The sequence below is a fragment of the Undibacterium sp. GW821-FHT11B02 genome, from assembly GCF_058808955.1.
The window spans coordinates 113,175-134,407 of sequence record NZ_JBXASD010000007.1; the positions used below are offsets into that span (position 1 = coordinate 113,175).

Consider the following 21,233-nt stretch of genomic DNA (forward strand, 5'->3'; position numbering starts at 1 on the left):
GCTCAAAATGCTCATGTACCAGAGTACATTCCGCTTTTTGCGCTGCGCTTAGTTACCCTGACCCCGCTGGCGCACGCTCGCTACAGATCGTAAACAGGTTCATGGAAAAAATGGGGCGATATCATATCGCCCCATTTTTTTGCTCAAAGAATTCTGCTTACTGCAATATCTGTGATTTATTCAGGAAATAGCCCGCCACTGCCAGAACGGCAAGGACAACTGCAACCCAACTCAGCCAGGAATTTGAATGGCCGGTTTCTGCCATATCTTTATCAATTTCGTTGTTGCTTCCCTGTTTCATGCGTTTACGCTTCAGTTTTCTATCGCGATCAAGAAATTTTTCCAGCGCCAATGACATCTCGGCGGCACTTTCATAACGTGCAGCAGGATCTTTTTGCATGGCTTTCATGACGATTCTGGACAGCGATTCTGGAATACTGGCGCTGATTTCTGATGGATTTTTAGGTGGCTTACTTACAATTTGTTGCAATAATTTGTCCACATCTTGTGACTGAAAAGGCTTTTGTCCGGTCAGCATTTCATACATAACGGCACCCAATGAGTACACATCTGTCAATGCCGTGACTTGTTTGCCATTGGCCTGTTCCGGTGACATGTAGTTAGGTGTTCCCATGATGTTGTTGTTGAACAGGGTGTGTGCCTGTTCCCTGGTTTCATCAAGTACACGGTTGGGTGCGCGGGCAATACCAAAATCGACGACTTTAGGTTGCTGGCTTGGCAGAACAAAGATGTTGGCAGGCTTGATATCACGGTGTATCACACCGTTGCCATGGGCGTATTCCAACGCGTCAGCTATTTTTTGTATGATATTGGCAGTTTCTATGATGTCAAACTGCTTGCCATCAGCCAATAAATGTCGCAAATCTTTGCCTTGCAGAAATTCCATCGCAATAAAAGTGCTTCCACCTTCACTGGAAGCATCAAAAATCGTCACTATATTGGGATGAGACAGGCGACCGGCAGCGCGAGCTTCATTGATGAACTGTTGTTCACGCTGCTTCTTGTCAGCTGCATTATTGCCTGCGCTAAATATTTTGATCGCAACATCACGGTCGATGACAGGATCGTGTCCACGGTAGACAGCACCATTCGATCCCATACCTATTCTTTCGCTTAGATAAAAGCGGCCAACACGCTTGGTTGGTAATGGAGCAGGGGGCAGGTTCGGTGTGGGAATGAAATTATTTTGCATGGCCACAGGATGCCCTGATCTAGGTAAAATTTCAAGTAGGGGGGGTAATATCAAACTGTGAAGATTTGTAAGGTGAATGTTCGTTGAGTTCGTTGAAATACAGTTCGACCCCGCCAGTTTCTCGTCTAAGAAAATCTGACACTGCATTCGCAAAATCCTGATGGCTTAAATGATGGGCAGACCAGGTCCTGGTAGGTAAAAAGCCTCGTGCCATTTTGTGCTCTCCTTGGGCTCCACCTTCAAAGATGCGAATTTTTTCCTGTATGCAAAATTCTATGGCCTGGTAATAGGCAGTTTCAAAATGCAGGCAAGGGTGGTGCTCCAGGCAACCCCAATATCTGCCATATACCGTATCATGGTCATGAATCAGCAGCGATGCAGCAATTCTCTTGCCTGAGCGCAATGCAAAAATCAAATGGATATGTTCAGGCATGGTTTTTCCTATACGCAAGAAAAAATCCAGATTCAGGTAGGGTGTAGAGTGGTGTTCCCTGTAAGTATGGTCATAGCAGTGTTTGAAGAATAACCAGTCTTCTTCCAGCATATCGCTGCCCTTGATATGCAGAAACTGTATATCGGCGTCGCTGACCTTGCGGCGTTCGGCACGGATATTTTTGCGCTTCTTCTTGTCCAGGCCATCCAGGAAATCTTCAAAGCAGCGATAGTCGCGATTTTCCCAATGAAACTGCACGCTCATGCGTAACAGATAACCCGCCTGGCCCAGCCGCTGCGCCTGGTCTTCCGGCAGGAACAGCAAGTGGCTGGATGAGAATTCACCGGCTTTTTGCAGCTCTTGCAGGGCTGTTACCAAGGCATCCTGCGCTTGCGGCGTAGTAGCCAGCAGTCGATTGCCGGTAACCGGCGTAAATGGTATTGCCGACAGCAATTTGGGATAATAGGCGAATCCATAACGCTGATATGCTTCAGCCCAGGCCCAGTCGAAAACGTATTCACCATAGGAATGGTTTTTTTCGTACAGAGGCAGGGCGGCAATCAGTTGCTCGCCTTCCCATAGGGTGATGAAGCTGGGTTGCCAGCCGCTTTGGGCGCACGCCGAGCCGGATTCATGCAGGGCGTGTAAAAAAGCATAAGATAAAAACGGATTGGGATGTGATTGCGCGGCAATCAGTGTATCCCATTGAAACTGCGCTATGTCAGACAGTGAAGTGACGATGCGCATGCGATAATGCGGTGCAATAGATTCAAATTTCATTTTCGATTTAAAACAGATTTGCCACTATGACAGTAAAAGTTGCCATTGCCCAGATGAATAGTGTTGTCGGTGATCTTGCCGGTAATGCTGTACAGATTGTAGAGTATGCCCGCCGCGCTGCGGAGCAGGGTGCAGACATACTTGTGACCCCGGAGTTATCCCTGGTTGGTTATCCGCCTGAAGATTTGTTGCTGCGACAGGCGTTTTACCTTGAAACTGCACAGGCATTAACAGCGCTTGGCAAGCAGCTTACGCTATTTCCGGGACTTGCTGTTTTGGTCGGACATCCGGCGGAATCAGATGGCAGGCGGTATAATGCTGTTTCCGTGTTGCAAGATGGTGTCGTAAAAGCAGTGTATTTCAAGCGCGATTTGCCAAATGACATGGTGTTTGATGAAAAGCGTTATTTTTCATCTTCTGTTCAGGCTTGTGTATTTGAGGTAAAAGGCGTCAATTTTGGCGTCAACATCTGCGAAGATACCTGGCTGCCTGATGCGCCTGCATTGGCAAGACAGGCTGGTGCACAAGTTTTGCTGGTGCCTAATGGTTCGCCGTATCACATGGGCAAGCAGCATCAGCGTTACGACGTGATGCGCAGTAATGTGATCTCGCAAGGTTTGTCGCTGGTGTATGCGAACCTGGTGGGTGGGCAGGACGAACTGATCTTTGACGGCAATTCTTTTGTTATGGATGCGCAAGGTCAGATATGTGCTCAATTGAGGCATTGCGAAGCTGATTTGCAAGTCATTGAATTTGATGGTGCCCAACCCTTGCCAGCACATATTGAACCTGCTTTGTCGCTCGAAGCCGAAGTGTATCAAGCGCTGGTGATGGGAGTGCGCGATTATGTGGGCAAGAATGGGTTTCCCAGTATCTTGCTAGGTTTGTCGGGCGGTGTGGATTCTGCCCTGGTATTGGCAATTGCTGTTGATGCGCTGGGAGCAGACAAGGTCAGGGCCATCATGATGCCATCACCTTATACTGCCGATATCTCCTGGATAGATTCACGCGACATGGTGGCACGCATAGGCGTGCGCTATGATGAAATTGCCATCAGTGATTGTTTTGACGCCTTCCGCTCTACACTCAGCCAGGAATTTGCCGGGTTGAAAGAAGACACGACCGAGGAAAATATTCAGGCCAGGATACGCGGTACCTTGTTGATGGCCTTGTCGAATAAATATGGTTCCATCGTTTTGACGACCGGTAACAAGAGTGAAATGGCAGTTGGTTACTGTACTTTGTATGGAGATATGGCAGGTGGCTTTGCGGTCATCAAGGATATTGCTAAAACCCTGGTGTATCGCCTGTGCGCTTATCGCAATACCCTGTCCGCGGTGATACCCGAACGGATATTGACCAGAGCACCGTCGGCTGAATTGCGACCTGATCAAAAGGATCAGGATTCTTTGCCGCCGTATGACGTCCTGGATGGCATCATGTCCATGTATATGGAAGAAAATAAGGCCCGTGCAGAGATCGTTGCAGCCGGATACAAGACGGAAGATGTAGAACGCATCACCCGTCTGATCAAGATTAATGAATACAAGCGGCGTCAAGCGCCCATAGGTATCAGGATTACCCATCGTGCCTTTGGGCGTGACTGGCGTTATCCTATTACCTCGAAGTTTAGAGACTAGTAATTAACATCGCCATATTTAAGGAGAGCGAAATGAAACAAATTACCGCCATTATCAAACCCTTCAAACTCGACGAAGTACGTGAAGCCCTTGCAGATGTCGGAGTCACTGGTTTGACCGTGGTTGAAGTAAAAGGATTTGGTCGGCAAAAGGGGCATACAGAGCTGTATCGCGGTGCAGAATATGTTGTCGATTTTTTGCCCAAGATCAAGGTGGAAGTTGTGGTCGATGACAATATTGCTGATAATGTAGTCGACGCGATTATCAAGGCAGCCCACACCGGCAAGATCGGTGACGGGAAAATTTTTGTTCAAAATGTCGAGCAAGTAATACGAATTCGTACGGGCGAGACGGGATCTGACGCGGTTTAATATGAAGAGGCTGGATAAATTAAAGCAGCTTGTGAAAGCTGGATTTGCAGGCTTTGTAAAAGCAAAGGCCAAGTCCACGATGGGGATGGCATTGGCAGTAATGGCGATGACACATGTTCATGCTGAAACCGGTGTCACTGACAAGAAAATTTTGCTTGGTCAATCTGCTGCCTTTAGTGGGCCTGCTGCACAACTTGGCATACAGTTGAACCTGGGTGCAAAGACTTATTTTGACCAGATCAATGCGACAGGTGGTGTGTACGGACGCAAGATTGAAATCATCCAGAAGGATGATAAATATGAGGCGGACGCTGCTGCTGCCAATACCAAGGCCCTGATCGAAAATGACGGTGTATTTGCCTTGTTTGGATATGTAGGTACGCCAACCAGTAATGCTGCCTTGCCGATTTTTACGCATGCAAAAGTACCGTTTTTTGCCCCCTTCAGTGGTGCGCTATCTCTGCGTGAACCATTCAACCGGCAAATTTTCAATATCCGGGCAAGTTATTTTGATGAGACCGAATATTTGGTAGATCGTCTCGCCAATCTTGGTCAAAAAAATATTGCAGTCTTCTATCAAAACGATGCTTATGGCAAGACAGGTCTTGCTGGTGTTGAGCTTGCGATGAAGAAAAGAAATTTGCAGATTACCGAAACCGCAACGGTTGAAAGAAACAGCGTGGACGTGGCGGCAGCAGTCAGCAAATTATTACCCAAGCGTCCCGATGCCATCATACAAATCAGTACCTATGCTGCCAGCAGCGCGTTGATCAGGGAAATGCATAAGGCTTCGTACACAGGGATGTTCTACAATGTTTCATTTGTGGGTAGTCAGGCGTTGGCAGATGTTCTGGATAAGGATGGGGTAGGGGTAGTGATTTCTCAAGTAGTTCCTTTCCCTTGGTCATCCTCTGTCCCGGTTGTTGGTGAGTATGCAAAAAATCTTGAAAAGGCTGGGGTCAAGAATTTGAATTTTTCCAGCCTTGAGGGATATGTTGCGGCAAAGGTTTTTGTTGAAGGCTTGAAACGGGCCGGACCAGCACTAACCAGAGAGAAATTTCTTACTGCACTGGAGACCATCAATCGTAGTAGCTATGACGTTGGCGGTTTTGATGTTAACTTCTCGCCTTCCAATCATAACGGTTCAAAATATGTTGATATGACCGTTATTTCAAAAGACAAGAAGTTCCGCAATTAAGTAAGGTAGCAATAGAACTTATGTTCTAAGTGCCTTGACTATGCTTTCAATAGCACGATCAGGGCACCAGAACCGCCATCCGCAGCAGTCGCCTGGCTAAACGCCAATACTTCATCTTTCTGTATCAGCCAGTTCCTGACCTTTTGCTTGAGTACGGGTTCCTTGTTGACAGACCCTAAGCCCTTGCCGTGGATGATGCGTACGCAACGTGTGCCATTACGCATACATTTGCGTAAAAATTCTCCCAGACTATCCCGTGCTTCATCGCGGCGCAGGCCGTGCAGATCAAGTTGCGCCTGTATCACCCAATGACCTTTTCTGAGTTTTCTGACGACATCCTGGCCGACGCCAGTGCGGGTATAACTGAGATTTTCATCCGTTTCTAGCAGGGAGTCGGCATCGAATTCATCAGACAGCGATTCCTGCAATGCCGCCTGCTCATCTGCCAAATGCTGGAAGGGCAGAGGCTCAGGGCGCGCCGGTACCGGATTGTGTTTTGCCGCAATTTTCAGAGGTGCTATCGTACCCACGCTGGAGCGGAAAATGTCTGCCTCTTCCCTGGCTTTCTTTTCCCGCTCAAGACGCAATGCTTCTGCACGTTGCCGGCTTTCTTCTTGCTGTTTTAATTGCTGACTGAGTGATTTCAGGTCAGCAAGGCTTTTAAAAGACGACATGTGATACTTTCCTGACCTGGCTGGTCTTATTCTTCCAAAAAGCGCTGGGCATCCAGCGCTGCCATGCAACCTGTGCCGGCACTGGTGATGGCTTGACGGTACACATGGTCTTGCACGTCACCTGCAGCAAACACGCCAGGTACGTTGGTGGCAGTTGCCATGCCTTCAGTACCGGTGCGGGTTTTGATGTAACCATTATGCATTTCCAGCTGGCCTTCAAAAATGCTGGTATTGGGCTTATGACCAATTGCGATGAAAACACCGTGTACGGTGACAGGTGTCACTGTACCATCTGCTGCCCTGACCTTGATGCCGGTCACGCCTGATTCATCACCGACAACTTCATCCAGGGTGTGGTTCCATTTGACTTCGATCTTGCCTTCAGCCACTTTGGCCATCAGTCGGTCGATCAGGATGGCTTCGGCACGGAACTTGTCGCGCCTATGGATAACAGTGACCTTGCTGGCGATATTTGACAGGTACAGCGCTTCTTCCACCGCTGTATTGCCACCACCCACCACAGCCACTTCTTTGCCACGATAAAAGAAACCATCACAGGTGGCGCAAGCTGAAACGCCTTTACCCATGAAAGCCTGTTCAGACGGCAGACCCAGGTATTGGGCAGACGCGCCAGTAGCGATGATCAATGAATCACAAGTATATTGCGCCTGGTCACCGATCAGGCGTATCGGTTTTTCATCCAGCTTGGCGGTATGGATGTAATCAAAAATGATTTCGGTATTGAAGCGCTCTGCATGTTGCAGGAAGCGTTGCATCAATTCCGGCCCCTGCACACCCATGGGGTCGGCGGGCCAGTTTTCCACGTCGGTGGTGGTCATCAATTGGCCGCCTTGCTCGACACCGGTGATCAGCACCGGGTTCAGGTTGGCGCGGGCTGCATATACGGCAGCAGAATAGCCGGCAGGGCCAGAGCCAAGAATTAATACGTGAGCGTGTTTGGGTGTGGACATAGCTGACCTGAAAAAAAGTTAAGCGAGTTAAGCGAAAGGCTGGATGGTTAAGTGATCAATATGCGGTAGAGATGGCGATTTTCAGGCGAATTTCAAGTATTTTTGCCGATTTTGCATCGCTATTCTGTGATAAGCGTAAATTATAGACTATCCATGGCAGGGTCGTCAGGCAGCTTTGGCGGGATGGCGTGGTTCTGGAGGAGTGACTTTGTTTCAACTGTTACAGCCCACTTGTTTGGCGCAGACGGGCTATCATGCTATCTTGTCAGTTTTTGATAGCTGACTGTATGAGGTTTTCCCAGTTTTATGACTACAAGTAACGAAGCTTATACGCGAAGCAATAAAGCCGCAGCGCCTGCAGCACCGCCCAATCGCTTTGTCGTGTTGTTGATGGAAGCCAGGTGGATAGCGCTGGCCGCGTTCTGCGTGTGTCTGGTACTGATACTGGCCACTTATTCAACACGTGATCCAGGCTGGTCCAGGTCTATCGACATACCTAAGGTACACAATATCGCCGGCAAGTTCGGTGCCTGGCTGTCTGACGTCCTGTTTTATGTATTTGGTGCGTCAGCGTGGTGGTGGTGCGTTGGGGCCTGCCGCCAGGTTTGGAAGTCATACCACAAGCTATCGCAAAAAGTGAAGTTGAACCCAGAACCTGAAGCGGAAGTTGGTTTTCCACAAATCCTAGCAGAAGCGATAGGTTTTGCTTTGCTGCTGGCTGGCAGTATGGGCCTGGAATATTTGCGCATGCATAGTCTGAAGATTGCCTTGCCGTTGGCACCCGGAGGCGTACTGGGTGAATTGATAGGCAATGCAGCATTTGCTGCTTTAGGTTTTACTGGTGCGACGCTGCTGCTGTTGTTAATGATTGCACTGGGTATCAGCCTGTATTTCCACGTATCGTGGTTGACGATTGCTGAACGCATAGGCAGTGGCATAGAATTTGTGTTTGTCTTTGTGCAAAACAAACATGCAGATGCAGAAGACCGCCGCGTCGGTCAGACTGCCGCCGTCAAGCGCGAAGAGGTTGTAGTGCAAGAACGTGCCAAGATCGTGGAAGCTGCACCGATACGCATAGAACCGCAAGTGGTTGCCGTACAGCGTTCTGAACGGGTAGAAAAAGAAAAACAGGTATCCTTGTTCAACGAACTGCCAGATACCAATTTGCCGCCATTATCCTTGCTGGATGAACCACCCCCGGTACAGGAAACAGTCAGCATACAGACGCTGGAATTCACCAGCCGCCTGATAGAGAAAAAACTCTCGGATTTTGGTGTCGATGCCAAGGTGGTGGCAGCTTATCCGGGCCCTGTGGTTACCCGCTATGAAATTGAACCGGCTACCGGCGTCAAAGGTAGCCAGATCGTCAACCTGGCGCGTGATCTGGCGCGTTCCCTGTCGCTGACATCGATACGCGTGGTTGAAACCATACCCGGTAAAAATTACATGGGCCTGGAATTGCCCAATCCAAAACGCCAGATTGTACGCCTGACTGAAATCCTGGGTTCCAAAGTCTATAACGACAGTACATCCAGCCTGACTGTCGCTTTGGGTAAGGATATTGGCGGTCACCCTATCTGTGCTGATCTTGCCAAGATGCCGCATTTGCTGGTGGCGGGTACGACCGGTTCCGGTAAGTCTGTGGGTATCAATGCGACCATCCTGTCATTGTTATACAAGTCAGATCCCAATGATGTACGCATGATACTGATCGATCCAAAAATGCTGGAAATGTCGGTGTACGAAGGCATACCGCATTTGCTGGCACCAGTGGTCACCGACATGCGCCAGGCCGGCCATGCCCTGAACTGGGCGGTGGGTGAGATGGAACGCCGCTACAAGCTGATGTCCAAGCTTGGTGTGCGTAATCTGGCAGGTTATAACACCAAGATTGCCGAAGCAGCACGCAAAGAGGTGCATATTCCCAATCCCTTCAGTTTGACGCCAGATGCGCCGGAACCGCTGGAAAAACTACCTACCATCGTCATCATCATCGACGAATTGGCTGATCTGATGATGGTCGTTGGTAAAAAGGTGGAAGAACTGATTGCCCGTATTGCCCAAAAAGCCCGCGCTGCCGGTCTGCATTTGATTCTGGCGACACAAAGGCCGTCAGTGGACGTGATTACCGGCCTGATCAAGGCGAATATTCCTACCCGTATCGCCTTCCAGGTCAGCAGCAAGATAGACTCGCGCACGATTCTTGACCAGATGGGGGCAGAAGCCTTGCTTGGTATGGGCGATATGCTCTACATGCCGCCAGGCACAGGCTTGCCTATCCGCGTCCACGGTGCTTTTGTGTCAGATGAAGAAGTGCATCGCGTGGTTGAATATTTGAAATCACAGGGTGAACCGAATTATATAGAAGGCATACTCGAAGGCGGTACGCTGGAAGAGGGCGGTGAGGCAGGTGGTGAGAGTGCTGGTGCTGGCGGTGGTGAAGCCGATGCCCTGTATGATCAGGCAGTGGCCGTGGTGCTCAAGAACCGCCGCGCTTCCATTTCGCTGGTGCAAAGACATTTACGTATCGGTTACAATCGCGCCGCCCGTTTGCTGGAACAAATGGAACAAAGCGGTGTCGTATCTACCATGCAGTCGAATGGTAACCGCGAAATCCTGGTACCAGCAGGGAATACAGAATAGCAACCGAATAGTAGAACAGGATATTCAGTGAAGAAACAAACTAGCATGATGGCAAAACTGGCGGCAGGTGCAATGGCACTGGCACTGATGCCTGCATTGGCATCGGCAGCCGCCGTTGAACAGTTCAAGGCATTTGTTACCAACAACAAAAGCGCCAAGGGTGAATTTACCCAGCAGCAAGTCAAAGTGGTCGACGGTGTTTCCAAAATAAGCAAGACCGCCACGGGTAATTTCGTCTTTGCCCGTCCAGGTAAATTTATTTGGGCTTATGTCAAACCGTATGAACAAGTGTTGCAGGCCGATGGCGACAAGCTCTACATCTACGACAAAGATTTGAATCAGGTCACCATACGCCCCTTGGGCAATGCCCTGGGTTCCAGCCCTGCCGCCATTCTGTTCGGTAGCGCCGGTGCAGCAGACCTGGACAAAAACTTCAGCTTCAAGGAAGTCGGTAACAAACAGGGCCTGGAATGGCTGGAAGCCACACCCAAGGCCAAGGATTCACAATTTGAACACATAGGCATAGGCATGAAAGATGGCTTGCCTGTAGCACTGGAATTGCGCGACAACTTTGGTCAGTTCTCTGTGCTGACCTTGAAGAACCTGGAAAAAAATCCAACGCTGAAGCCTGATCAGTTCAAGTTTGTCGTACCCGCCGGTGCTGACGTATTCCGCCAGTAAATGAATACGCTACACAACAATCCGCGCAAGAAACCCGCACCACTGGCTGAACGCATGCGTCCGGCTACGCTGGATGATGTCATCGGCCAGCAGCATATTCTGGGTGAAGGCAAGCCGCTGCGCGTGGCCTTCCAGTCGGGTGAGCCGCATTCGATGATACTGTGGGGCCCGCCAGGCGTGGGTAAGACCACACTGGCACGCCTGATGGCAGATGCTTTCCTGTGTGAATTCATCGCCTTGTCAGCAGTATTATCCGGCATCAAGGACATCCGTGAAGCGGTGGAGCGCGCCCAGATCTTGCAGGCGACCTCACACCGCAGAACCATCCTGTTTGTCGATGAAGTGCATCGCTTCAACAAGAGCCAGCAAGACGCTTTTTTGCCGCATGTGGAAAGTGGTCTCTTCACCTTCATCGGTGCCACCACAGAAAACCCCTCGTTTGAAGTCAATAGCGCCTTGCTATCGCGTGCTTCAGTCTATGTACTGAAATCATTGACGGATGAAGACCTGGCCGCCATGGTCGCGCGGGCCTGCGAGCGTGAACTGGATGGCTTGTCACTGACACCAGAAGCCATGGCCAGCCTGGTGTCCAGTGCGGACGGCGATGGGCGCAAATTACTCAACAACCTCGACATCGTTGCGCACGCAGCGGTCGCCAAACATCTGGATACAGTAGACCAGGGCTTGCTGGGTGAATGCCTGGGCGATGCCCTGCGCCGCTTTGACAAAGGTGGCGACGCCTTTTATGACCAGATTTCTGCCCTGCATAAATCGGTGCGTGGTTCTAATCCTGACGCTGCCTTGTATTGGCTGGTACGCATGCTCGATGGCGGTGCCGACCCACGCTATATGGCCAGACGCATCGTACGCATGGCGTCTGAAGATATTGGTTTGGCTGATCCACGTGCCTTGCGCATTTGTCTGGATGCAGCAGAAACCTATGAAAGACTGGGTTCGCCCGAAGGTGAACTGGCATTGGCAGAAGCAGTCATTTATTTGGCCTGCGCGGCGAAATCGAATGCCGTCTATAAAGCCTACAATGCTGTGCGCGCCATGATTGCCAAAGACAAATCTCGCGTGGTACCCGAACATTTACGCAATGCGCCGACCAAGCTCATGAAGGAACTGGGTTATGGCAAATTGTATCGCTATGCCCACGACGAACCAGACGCTTACGCCGCCGGTGAAACCTATCTGCCCGAAGGTTTGGAGAATGAATCATGGTACCACCCGGTACCGCGTGGGCTGGAAATCAAGATTGCAGAAAAACTTGCCTATCTGCGCAGCCTGGATGATCAGGCCAAGTAGTGCACGTTACATCTGTCGATAGCTATATTCGCTGTGCCAACTTTTTATCAAGGATTTGTCATGCATAAACCAGTTGTTGTGCGTTCATTTACAGCAAGCCTGTTGTTATTGTCTTTGGTTGGAAGTGCGTATGCCCAGACAGAAGAGCAGCGCAGTACGCTGGCAGACCAGAAAGAGGTTGCTGTCACGATTTACAATGAAAACCTGGCCCTGGTCAAAGACCAGCGCAAACTGCAGTTGAAGCGCGGTGCTACGGCGCTGGCGTTTCGCGATGTTAGTGCCAGGATGCGTCCAGAAACTGCCTTGCTGCGCAGCCTGACAGCGCCCGGCAGTTTGTCCGTCGTTGAACAGAATTTTAATTTTGACTTGCTGACACCGCAAAAATTGTTGGAAAAATATGTAGGGCGCAATGTCAATATCGTCCGCACTAATCCGGCAACTGGTGTTGAGACCACAGAGACGGCCCAGGTCTTGTCTGCCAATAGTGGTGTGGTATTGAAAATAGGTGACCGCATAGAAACCGGTTTGCCAGGCGGTCGTATCATTTACCCCGATGTACCCGCCAATCTGCGTGACCGGCCAACCTTGGTCATGGCGCTGGATAACACCGGTGCACAGCAGCAGGATGTGGAATTGAGTTACCTGACCGGTGGCCTGTCATGGAAAGCTGATTATGTGGTTGAACTCAATCCCGCTGATGACAAACTGGATATCTCTGGCTGGGTGACACTGGGTAACACCAGTGGCACGACATACAGCAATGCCAAATTGCAACTGGTGGCTGGTGATGTGCATCAAGTGACGCAAAGGGTGGAAGTAACTGGTAGTGCGGTCAGAATGGAAAGCGCCAAGCCATTGTTGGCGAGAAAGGCGATGGCTGAAGAGTCTTTGTTTGAGTATCACTTGTATACCCTGGACAGGCCAACCACAATTGCAGAAAACCAGACCAAGCAAGTGGCCTTGCTGACCGCATCTGGTGTCCCGGCACGCAAGGAATTGCTATTGGCCGGCAGCGACTATTACTACCAAAGCAGCTACGGCGATCTTGGCCAGAAAATGAAGATAGGCGTCTTTGTCGAATTCGATAATAAAGAAGCCTCGCATTTAGGCATGCCCTTACCAAAAGGCATAGTGCGCGTGTATAAAAAAGATGTATCAGGCAATGCCCAGTTCATTGGTGAAGACAGTGTTGATCACACACCCAAGAATGAAAAAGTACGCCTGAAACTGGGTGAGGCTTTTGATGTGACGGCAGACAAGAAACAGACGGATTTCAAAAAGCTTTCTGGCACAGGTAAATACAATTATGTATTCGAAAGTGCCTATGAACTGGTGCTGAAAAATGCCAAGAAAGAAGCCGTTGTCGTGACCGTGCAAGAGCCTATGCCAGGTGACTGGCAAGTGCTGAGCAGCAGCCATCCTTATATCAAAGGTGCCAGCAATACGGCAGTCTGGAAGATCAGCGTACCGGCAGAAGGCAGTACCAAGCTGGTCTATCGTAGCGTAGTCCGTTACTGATTTGGCATTGAACTGTTATTGATCATCGTCAGTTTTTGTTGTTTCGCAGGGTCCGTTTTTGCCTTATGACAAGGTAGAAACGGACCCTGTTTGCTTGTTTTGTTTGCCACAAACAGGCAATCTGGTTTATTTTATGAAGCTTTGGCGAGTTGTTCAGACCGTTTTGCTTTGGTATGAATAAGTCCTACACATCAGTTTGGAGTTGATTGCGTATGATCATTGGTATCGATTTGGGAACCACCAACAGCCTGGTCGCTGTCTGGCGTGATGGCAAGGCACAATTAATACCAAATGGTTTGGGCGACACCCTGACACCTTCCTGCGTCAGTCTGGATCAGGACGGAACTATCCTGGTCGGCAAGGCCGCAAGAGAACGCCTGCAAACACATCCCGATAAATCGGTGGCTGTGTTTAAACGTTATATGGGTAGCGACAAGAAAATACAACTGGGCAAACGCGAGTTTCGGGCTGAAGAACTGTCTGCCTTTGTTTTAAAGGCTCTGAAGGCCGATGCAGAAGCCTTTCTGGGGGAACCAGTCACCGAAGCCATCATTACCGTCCCCGCCTATTTTTCTGATGCACAACGCAAGGCGACCCGGGCAGCAGGGCAGCTTGCCGGCTTAAAAGTTGATCGCCTGCTCAACGAACCAACAGCTGCGGCACTCGCCTATGGCATGCACCAGATTGATGGTGAGTCACGTTTCCTGGTATTTGATTTGGGTGGCGGTACCTTTGACGTTTCTATTCTTGAGCTGTTTGAAGGCGTCATGGAAGTCAGGGCGTCTGCTGGTGACAATTACTTGGGTGGCGAAGATATCACCAATGCCATCGTTGACCTGTTTTTCCAGCGCCATGATTTGAATGTGGAAAAACGCAATGACGCCGCGTTCATGCAGCGCCTGACTGCAGCAGCTGAAAACGCCAAGCGCGTCATGACCACGGCGCAGACTGCACAAGTCAAAATGCATGTAGGCGAGCGCGACCTGGAACTGGATCTGGATGAAACTGCGCTAGATAAAATCTGCGCCCCCTTACTCAAGCGCATGCGTGATCCGGTAGAACGCGCTTTGCGAGACACCAATCTACGCAGTAACCAACTGGACAGTATCGTGCTGGCCGGTGGCGCTACACGCATGCCTCTGATCAAGCGCCTGGTAACACTGATGTTTGGCCGTTTCCCTGCCAGTGACATTAATCCGGATGAGGTTGTGGCCATGGGTGCCGCCGTGCAGGCTGGCCTGAAGATGAAAGATGCTGCGCTGGATGAAGTGGTGATGACGGATGTTTCACCTTATTCCCTGGGTGTAGAAGTGGCAATTTCTTTGGCTGATGGCCGCAATGCCAAAGGCCATTTTTCTCCGGTGATTGAGCGCAATACGGCAGTGCCAGTCAGCCGTGTGCAACGCTTCTTTCCTGTCGAAGACAGACAGGTCAAGTTGATGCTGGAAATTTATCAGGGCGAATCTCGTCTGGTGAAAGACAATATCCATCTGGGTACCCTGAACCTGAAGCTGGCACCATTGCCGCGCGACGAAAATGGTGTTGACGTGCGTTTTACCTATGATGTCAATGGCTTGCTGGAAGTGCAGGCGACACTGGTCAAGACCCAGGAAACGCATTCCATCGTCATTCAGGGCAATCCCGGCATGTTGACTGATGAAGAAATCAAGCAACGTTTTGCCGAGCTGGAAAAAATCAAGATGCACCCGCGTGATACGCTGGAAGTACGCACCGCGCTGGCACGCGCCGATCGCATTTACGAAACCTTGCGTGGTAATGCACGTAGCTGGCTGGCGGTACAGATCAGTGAATTTGAAGCTGTGGTCGAAAGCCAGAATACACGCCTGATCAATCCAGCCTTGAAAAAATTCTCCGAACTCTTACACCAGATCGAAAAAGATACACATTTGCATACTGACTTTGACCCGCAACCCAATTAAGCCATGTCGTATCTGCCACTTTTTTTCAAAGAACATGAGCTTACCCGTGACGCGATTGAGCGTGATGTCAAACGCGCCTATGCCAAAGCGCTAAAAAAAATCGACCAGGAAAATGACCCAGGTGGTTTTCAGGCTCTGCGCGAATCCTATGAACATGCCTTGCAGTGGCTGCAAAATAAAAGCCTGTATGAACGCTGGGAGAAAACTGAAGCAGAAGACGAAGCTGAGAATGAAGCTCCAGATGCCGCTGCGGACGAAACCGCAGAGGCAATCATTCATGAGCAACCAGCAGCGCCGATATCAGATCAGGTTCCTTCGCTGACTCCGGCCCCGACTCCAGCACTAATGTCGCCAGAGCAGGAAAGTGAACCTGTCGCCAAGCATCTGCCCGAAGAAAATGCGCCGGAGCCGGATGAGCCTGATGTTGACGTAAAACCACAGCCAGATGCTGAGACGCCGGTGCGTATAAAATTTGCCGCGCAAGCTGATGTACCTTCCTTGCCCAGCCCTGAAGCAATAGCACAAGCCGTATTTGAACAAATGCGTCTGCAATTGCGTGATACCGCAGATGCAGCAAACCATGCCAGCATCGCACTGGAAGCAGCGCTTAATGATGAGCGCCTGATACAGGTCGAAGCGCGTCATTTGTTTGAATGTGGCGTGGCCCGTTATCTTCTTTCAGGTTGGCACACTGGTGATGGCGAATTGTTTGATGCTGCCTTGCGTTTGTTTGACTGGAACAAAGACAAGCAGCGCCTGTTAAGTCTGGATACTCGTGCGTTTATTCTGGATCGCGCCTTGACAGAATTGGCCGTCTTTAATGAAAAAAGCAAAAAAATCCAAAACAAACAACTAGCCTTGATCCGCAAGGCCAGGTCTGACGAATTTCCTGGCGTTGATTACCTGGAAGTTAATTTGCCACAAATGGAACAGATGATGAACCTGTTCCCAAGCTGGATGTCGCTGGTGACCAAGGTCAGCAATATACGCGAATGGCGTAAGACCTACAATGAAATGACACAGTACCGTGACGTGTCTGCCGCGTCAGACGATGGACAGCCAAAAAGCATAGGCAGTGTCATCGGCAAACCGCCAGCCCCTGCATCCAACTGGATTTTGAACAATAAGGTATTTTCATTGATTATTGCGATTACGATCCTGAAACTGTTGCTGGGATTAGGTGGGACTTCATCGACCAATAATTATGCGCAATTTCAACCGCAGAAGCCAGTCTATGATCATACCAAGGCAGCTGGGCTGTCACTCCATGCCAATGATTATTTCCTGGGAAGAAATGGCCAGCAGGTGAACGTCGGTGAGGCGCTAAAACTATGGAAGCAAGCCTCAGATAAAGGCGACAAAGATGCCTCTTACCAGCTTGGCTGGTTGTATTTTGTCGGCAATAAGGTCGAAAAAAATACCAAGGAAGCACATCGCTGGTTTGCTCTGGCAGCTGAGCAGGGCAAGGATAGTGCAATTGTCCTGGTAGGTGACGATTTGCTTAATGGTGAGGGTGTAGATAAAAACCCCATAGAAGCTTTCAACTGGTATAAAAAAGCAGCCGAAAAAGGTAGTGGTGTTGCACAGCTTAAATTGGCTGCCTTGTATGAAAAAGGTATAGGCGTGAAAGCCAACAAGGCCGAAGCTGTCAAATGGCTGACCTTGTCGGCTGAGCAGGGACAGGTAGGGGCAGAAAGTACCCTGGGTCAACTATACTGGTTCGGTCAATACGGCTTGAAAAAAGACGAAGACAAGGCAGTGTTGTGGTTATCCAGGGCCGCACAAAAGGGTAATGGTCCTGCACAGGGACTGTATGGACGTGCTTATGAGCAAGGCTTGGGTGGTGTGAGCATGCAGACTTCAACCGCTGTTGAATGGTATAAAAAAGCTGTTAAAAATAATAATAAACAGGCAAAAATTTGGCTGCAACAGCTCTGTGACAGGGAAAAAATACCAGCTTGTACCTCGGCCATTTAATTGTTTTATTGACCTTTTACATACGGTAAACGTATAGTTTCCTATTTTGCCATGGGCTAATTTTAGGGAAAACGCCCGTCCCTTGATACAATACCCGATTCGCTTATATGTCGGCATTATCGGCTGACCGGCATTCAATCAGCATTTAACCTGTATTTTAGATCATGATAGATATTCAACTCCTGCGCAAAGACATCGCCAACGTGGCAGCACGCCTGGCTACCCGTAAATTTCAGCTGGATGTGGACAGCTTTAACGCCCTCGAAGCAGAACGCAAGCAAATCCAGTCCCGCACTGAAGAACTGCAAGGCAAGCGCAATACCTTGTCCAAACAGATCGGCAATCTCAAAAGCAAAGGCGAAGACGCTTCCGCAGTCATGGCTGAAGTCGCCAGCATCCCCGAAGAGTTGAAAGCATCAGAAGTACGCCTGTCTGAAATTCAGATAAAAATGACGGCTTTTTTGCAGACCATACCCAATGTGCCACACGAATCCGTGCCTGTCGGTAATGACGAAAGCGGCAATGTCGAAGTGCGTAAGTTTGGTACGCCACGCAGCTTTGATTTTGAAATCAAAGACCATGTAGATATCGGTTCTGCCCTGGGTCTGGATTTTGATACCGCCGTCAAGTTGACGGGTTCCCGTTTTTCTGTCATGAAGGGTGGCATGGCTCGCCTGCACCGGGCACTGGCCCAGTTCATGCTCGACATGCAGACGCAGGAACATGGTTACACCGAAGTCTATACACCCTACATGGTGAATGCCGATTCCATGCGCGGTACCGGCCAGTTGCCAAAGTTTGAAGAAGACCTGTTTGCGGTTAAAAAAGGTGGCCAGGAAGGTGAGGGCGAAACCCTGTACCTGATCCCTACGTCCGAAGTGACCTTGACCAATACCGTGCGTGATGAAATTCTGGCGGCTGATGTGTTGCCATTGAAACTGACTGCACATACACCGTGTTTCCGTTCTGAAGCCGGCAGCTATGGCCGTGATACACGCGGCATGATCCGTCAGCATCAATTCGATAAAGTCGAAATGGTACAGATTGTCCACCCAGAAAAATCCATGGAAGCCCTGGATGAAATGGTAGGCCATGCCGAAGCTGTTCTGCAAAAACTGGAACTGCCTTACCGCGTGCTCAGTCTGTGTACTGGCGACATGGGTTTTGGTGCCTGCAAGACCTTCGATCTGGAAGTTTGGTTGCCGGCACAAAACACCTATCGCGAAATTTCATCCATATCGAATATGTTTGATTTCCAGGCACGCCGCATGCAAGCACGTTTCCGCAATGCTCAGGGCAAGCCGGAACTGGTGCATACCTTGAATGGTTCTGCTCTGGCAGTGGGCCGCACCCTGGTCGCTGTGCTGGAAAATTATCAGCAAGCTGACGGTTCTGTCGTCATCCCGACAGCCTTGCGCCCTTACATGGGCGGCATAGAAAAATTGCAAATCGCTGGCTGATTCTGCTAATCGTTAAAAACCCTGCATGGCTTCTTGGTCATGCAGGGTTTTTTATTGGGCGATATGTTGAATCAGGCTTGTACCAGCAATAATTCCATCTCGGAGCGGCGGTCAACAAACAGGCTGTTACCGTGTATCTTTTTCGCCTGCTTCTTGGCATCTGATGCCGCTATCGAAATCTGGTGGTGCGAATAGTATTTGTTTGCGCGTGATTTCACTACGCCCAGCGACAGGCTGACCAGTGGATAAAATACTTTTTTACCTTGACGGTCTTCACTGAGATAACCGCCTCTTTCCCGGTCTTCATTGCTGTAAAAATCACGAATGGCCTGGGCAAAGCTATGCAGTATGTCCTGGCAGCGTGCTTCCCAGTCTTCACTGCGGAACAGGATAATAAAATCATCACCACCGATGTGGCCGATAAAATCCATCTGCGGGTCACAATGCTGCTTCAGCACTTCGCTCGTCATCTGAATGATGTCGTCACCGCGACGATAACCGTATACATCGTTGAAGGGTTTGAAGTGATCCAGGTCGCAATAGCAAGCGCAGAATGCCTGTTCCTTTTGCAGCAACTGATCAATGTGTTCGTTAATGGGTACGTTGCCAGGTAATTGCGTCAGGGGATTGGCATAGCGTGCTGCATTGATCTGCATTTGCGTAATCTCGCGCATCAGGTCCGGGCCGGTGCCCAGACCTATGTAACGCCCCTGATCGGTGATGATGATGCCGTTGATCAGGTGATCTGGATTGGCTTCCACAATGATGTGGCTGACATCCTGCATGCTGGTATTTTTATCGACGATAATAGGGTGTGCATCCATAAACACCGTGCAGGGCTTTTTGCCATACAGCTCGCGCTGATAGGGGCGGGCAAAACGATCAATCATGTGGTAACGATTGATCAGGCCTACTGGCAAACCATCATCCACCACCGGCACAATTTGCAGTTTTGGGTTTTGCAAAAAAATATCGTCCACCTGATTGTTCAGCATGCGTGAAGAAATCGTCGGCGGCGTCTTCAGTATTTTCTCTACAGTGGCTGACTGTTCAAATGTGTTAGGAGAGCGGCGTCCTGCCTGGTACTGGTTTGTTGTCAATATGCGTGCAACTTCGGCAGATACGGCGCGTGCAGGTGTTGGATGTGGGCGGGCGATATGATAACCCTGGCCGCAAGCCACACCCAGATCACGCACCGCCATTAATTCAGCCTGTGTTTCTATACCTTCAGCAATGACACGTGTGCCAGATTTTTCAGCAATGCTTTGTATGGACCGTACAAACTGTGCCTTCACCGGATCATGGTCTATGCCCTGAATGAAGTGCATGTCGATCTTGACATATTCCGGCTTCAGTTCTGACCATAAACGCAGACTGGAAAATCCTTCGCCCAGATCATCAATGGCAATTTCAAAACCCATTTCACGATAATGGACGACCGCCTCACACAGCAAGGCATAATCGTGGGTGGGTTGGTATTCCGTCAGTTCTATGATGACGCGTTCTGGGTTGATGCCAAGTTCATGGATGTAATCCAGCGTTTCGCCATAACGCACATCTCTTTGCAACAGACATTCAGGGCTGACATTTAAAAATAGTTTGCCTGGTAAATTTTGGGCTGCAAACTGCTCAAGCACTATGCGGCGGCACAAATGCTCCACCGTTACTGTCAGATTATTTTCCCAGGCTGCTTTGAATAAGTTAACCGGCGAATGCAAAGGGCTATCAGACGGCCCACGTATCAAACCTTCATATCCCAGAATATCACCATGCTGCATTTGCACGATGGGCTGGAAACGCGCAGTCAGCAAACGCTGCTCAATAATACGCTGCAATTGCGTCAGCATCAGCGCATCGGTATGGGAGCCTAATTGACTGACAGGTGGCACCACCTGAAATTCAGGTTGATGCATATGCTGAGGCAAATAATCCACATTATCTCCCGCTAAACAACTTTCCATTGATGCGAATTCCCATTAAACAAGCAAAAGCAAGCAAACAACCAGCACCGCAGCCACAACCGGCGCACGATACCTCACACTACCTAAATATAATGTTGCTTTGTGACATGTTCATGTCAGGGTGTTTGATGGGTGGCAATCTAAACGAGTTAAATTTGCATGAGTAATGAAGGCGACCAATAAAAATCAATGCTAGGGAAGAACCCGTATTGGGGGCATTTTTATAACTTTTATTTAAGCAAGTGCTGACGTTGGTCAAGAAAATTACTCATTGGAGCAATAGAACAAGTCGCCTCAAACGCTTCAGAACCTTAAGACCAGTAACGAGCCTGCGCCAGCGGGGTTGGGGCAACATTCAGGGCAACTAAGCGCTGCGCAAAATCCGCACGGTCGGCTCTTTCTTTCTACTGACTTGGGTGATGCGGAGTGCTTGCGCCCTTATATAGCGACATTTGATTAAAAAAC

Annotated in this window: 15 protein-coding genes; 10 read left to right on the forward strand and 5 right to left on the reverse strand. The window is 49.7% G+C overall.

Annotation, left to right across the window (positions count from 1 at the left end):
- Window positions 1-157: 157 nt before the first annotated feature.
- A complete protein-coding gene (locus tag AC1RVX_RS16295) occupies window positions 158-1,213 on the reverse strand; it encodes a serine/threonine protein kinase (protein ID WP_493217653.1) in 1,056 nt (351 codons plus the stop codon).
- A gap of 31 nt (window positions 1,214-1,244) precedes the next feature.
- A complete protein-coding gene (locus tag AC1RVX_RS16300; RefSeq protein ID WP_493217654.1) occupies window positions 1,245-2,426 on the reverse strand; it encodes a GNAT family N-acetyltransferase in 1,182 nt (393 codons plus the stop codon).
- 26 nt (window positions 2,427-2,452) lie between these two features.
- Between AC1RVX_RS16300 and AC1RVX_RS16305 the strand changes: the two genes are divergently transcribed.
- The 3 genes from AC1RVX_RS16305 (at window position 2,453) to AC1RVX_RS16315 (ending at window position 5,635) form a co-directional block, all read left to right on the forward strand.
- Entirely contained in the window at window positions 2,453-4,066 is a 1,614-nt protein-coding gene (locus AC1RVX_RS16305; RefSeq protein WP_493217655.1) for an NAD+ synthase, read from the forward strand.
- 32 nt (window positions 4,067-4,098) lie between these two features.
- Window positions 4,099-4,437: a P-II family nitrogen regulator gene (locus AC1RVX_RS16310; RefSeq protein ID WP_186946701.1), complete on the forward strand. Its 339-nt coding sequence runs from the start codon at window positions 4,099-4,101 to the stop codon at window positions 4,435-4,437.
- A gap of 85 nt (window positions 4,438-4,522) precedes the next feature.
- Window positions 4,523-5,635 carry an ABC transporter substrate-binding protein gene (locus AC1RVX_RS16315; RefSeq protein WP_493217945.1) on the forward strand — a complete coding sequence of 371 codons (1,113 nt, stop codon included), beginning with the start codon at window positions 4,523-4,525 and terminating at the stop codon, window positions 5,633-5,635.
- Window positions 5,636-5,673: 38 nt separating this feature from the next.
- On the opposite strand, the gene AC1RVX_RS16320 is transcribed toward AC1RVX_RS16315, so the two are convergent.
- Both AC1RVX_RS16320 and trxB read right to left on the reverse strand, forming a co-directional pair.
- On the reverse strand, window positions 5,674-6,309 hold the full coding sequence (locus AC1RVX_RS16320) for a Smr/MutS family protein (RefSeq protein WP_493217656.1): 636 nt from the start codon (window positions 6,307-6,309) through the stop codon (window positions 5,674-5,676).
- Between the two features lie 26 nt (window positions 6,310-6,335).
- Window positions 6,336-7,280, reverse strand: a complete 945-nt coding sequence (gene trxB, locus AC1RVX_RS16325; protein ID WP_493217657.1) for a thioredoxin-disulfide reductase — start codon at window positions 7,278-7,280, stop codon at window positions 6,336-6,338.
- 306 nt (window positions 7,281-7,586) lie between these two features.
- Between trxB and AC1RVX_RS16330 the strand changes: the two genes are divergently transcribed.
- The 7 genes from AC1RVX_RS16330 (at window position 7,587) to serS (ending at window position 18,807) form a co-directional block, all read left to right on the forward strand.
- Window positions 7,587-9,923 carry a DNA translocase FtsK gene (locus tag AC1RVX_RS16330; RefSeq protein WP_493217658.1) on the forward strand — a complete coding sequence of 779 codons (2,337 nt, stop codon included), beginning with the start codon at window positions 7,587-7,589 and terminating at the stop codon, window positions 9,921-9,923.
- 27 nt (window positions 9,924-9,950) lie between these two features.
- A complete protein-coding gene (gene lolA / locus AC1RVX_RS16335) occupies window positions 9,951-10,604 on the forward strand; it encodes an outer membrane lipoprotein chaperone LolA (RefSeq protein WP_493217659.1) in 654 nt (217 codons plus the stop codon).
- Entirely contained in the window at window positions 10,605-11,912 is a 1,308-nt protein-coding gene (locus tag AC1RVX_RS16340; RefSeq protein ID WP_493217660.1) for a replication-associated recombination protein A, read from the forward strand. It abuts the gene before it with no gap.
- A gap of 60 nt (window positions 11,913-11,972) precedes the next feature.
- The gene (locus AC1RVX_RS16345; RefSeq protein ID WP_493217661.1) at window positions 11,973-13,430 is read left to right on the forward strand and encodes a DUF4139 domain-containing protein; all 1,458 of its coding nucleotides are present in this window, start codon (window positions 11,973-11,975) and stop codon (window positions 13,428-13,430) included.
- Window positions 13,431-13,642: 212 nt separating this feature from the next.
- On the forward strand, window positions 13,643-15,370 hold the full coding sequence (locus AC1RVX_RS16350) for an Hsp70 family protein (protein ID WP_493217662.1): 1,728 nt from the start codon (window positions 13,643-13,645) through the stop codon (window positions 15,368-15,370).
- Between the two features lie 3 nt (window positions 15,371-15,373).
- Window positions 15,374-17,347: a hypothetical protein gene (locus AC1RVX_RS16355; RefSeq protein ID WP_493217663.1), complete on the forward strand. Its 1,974-nt coding sequence runs from the start codon at window positions 15,374-15,376 to the stop codon at window positions 17,345-17,347.
- Between the two features lie 164 nt (window positions 17,348-17,511).
- Window positions 17,512-18,807 (forward strand): serine--tRNA ligase, encoded by a 1,296-nt coding sequence (gene serS, locus AC1RVX_RS16360; protein ID WP_493217664.1) that lies wholly within the window; start codon window positions 17,512-17,514, stop codon window positions 18,805-18,807.
- A gap of 71 nt (window positions 18,808-18,878) precedes the next feature.
- Here the strand turns inward: serS and AC1RVX_RS16365 are convergent, their stop codons facing one another.
- Entirely contained in the window at window positions 18,879-20,654 is a 1,776-nt protein-coding gene (locus AC1RVX_RS16365; RefSeq protein WP_493217946.1) for a GGDEF domain-containing protein, read from the reverse strand.
- Between the last annotated feature and the right edge of the window lie 579 nt (window positions 20,655-21,233).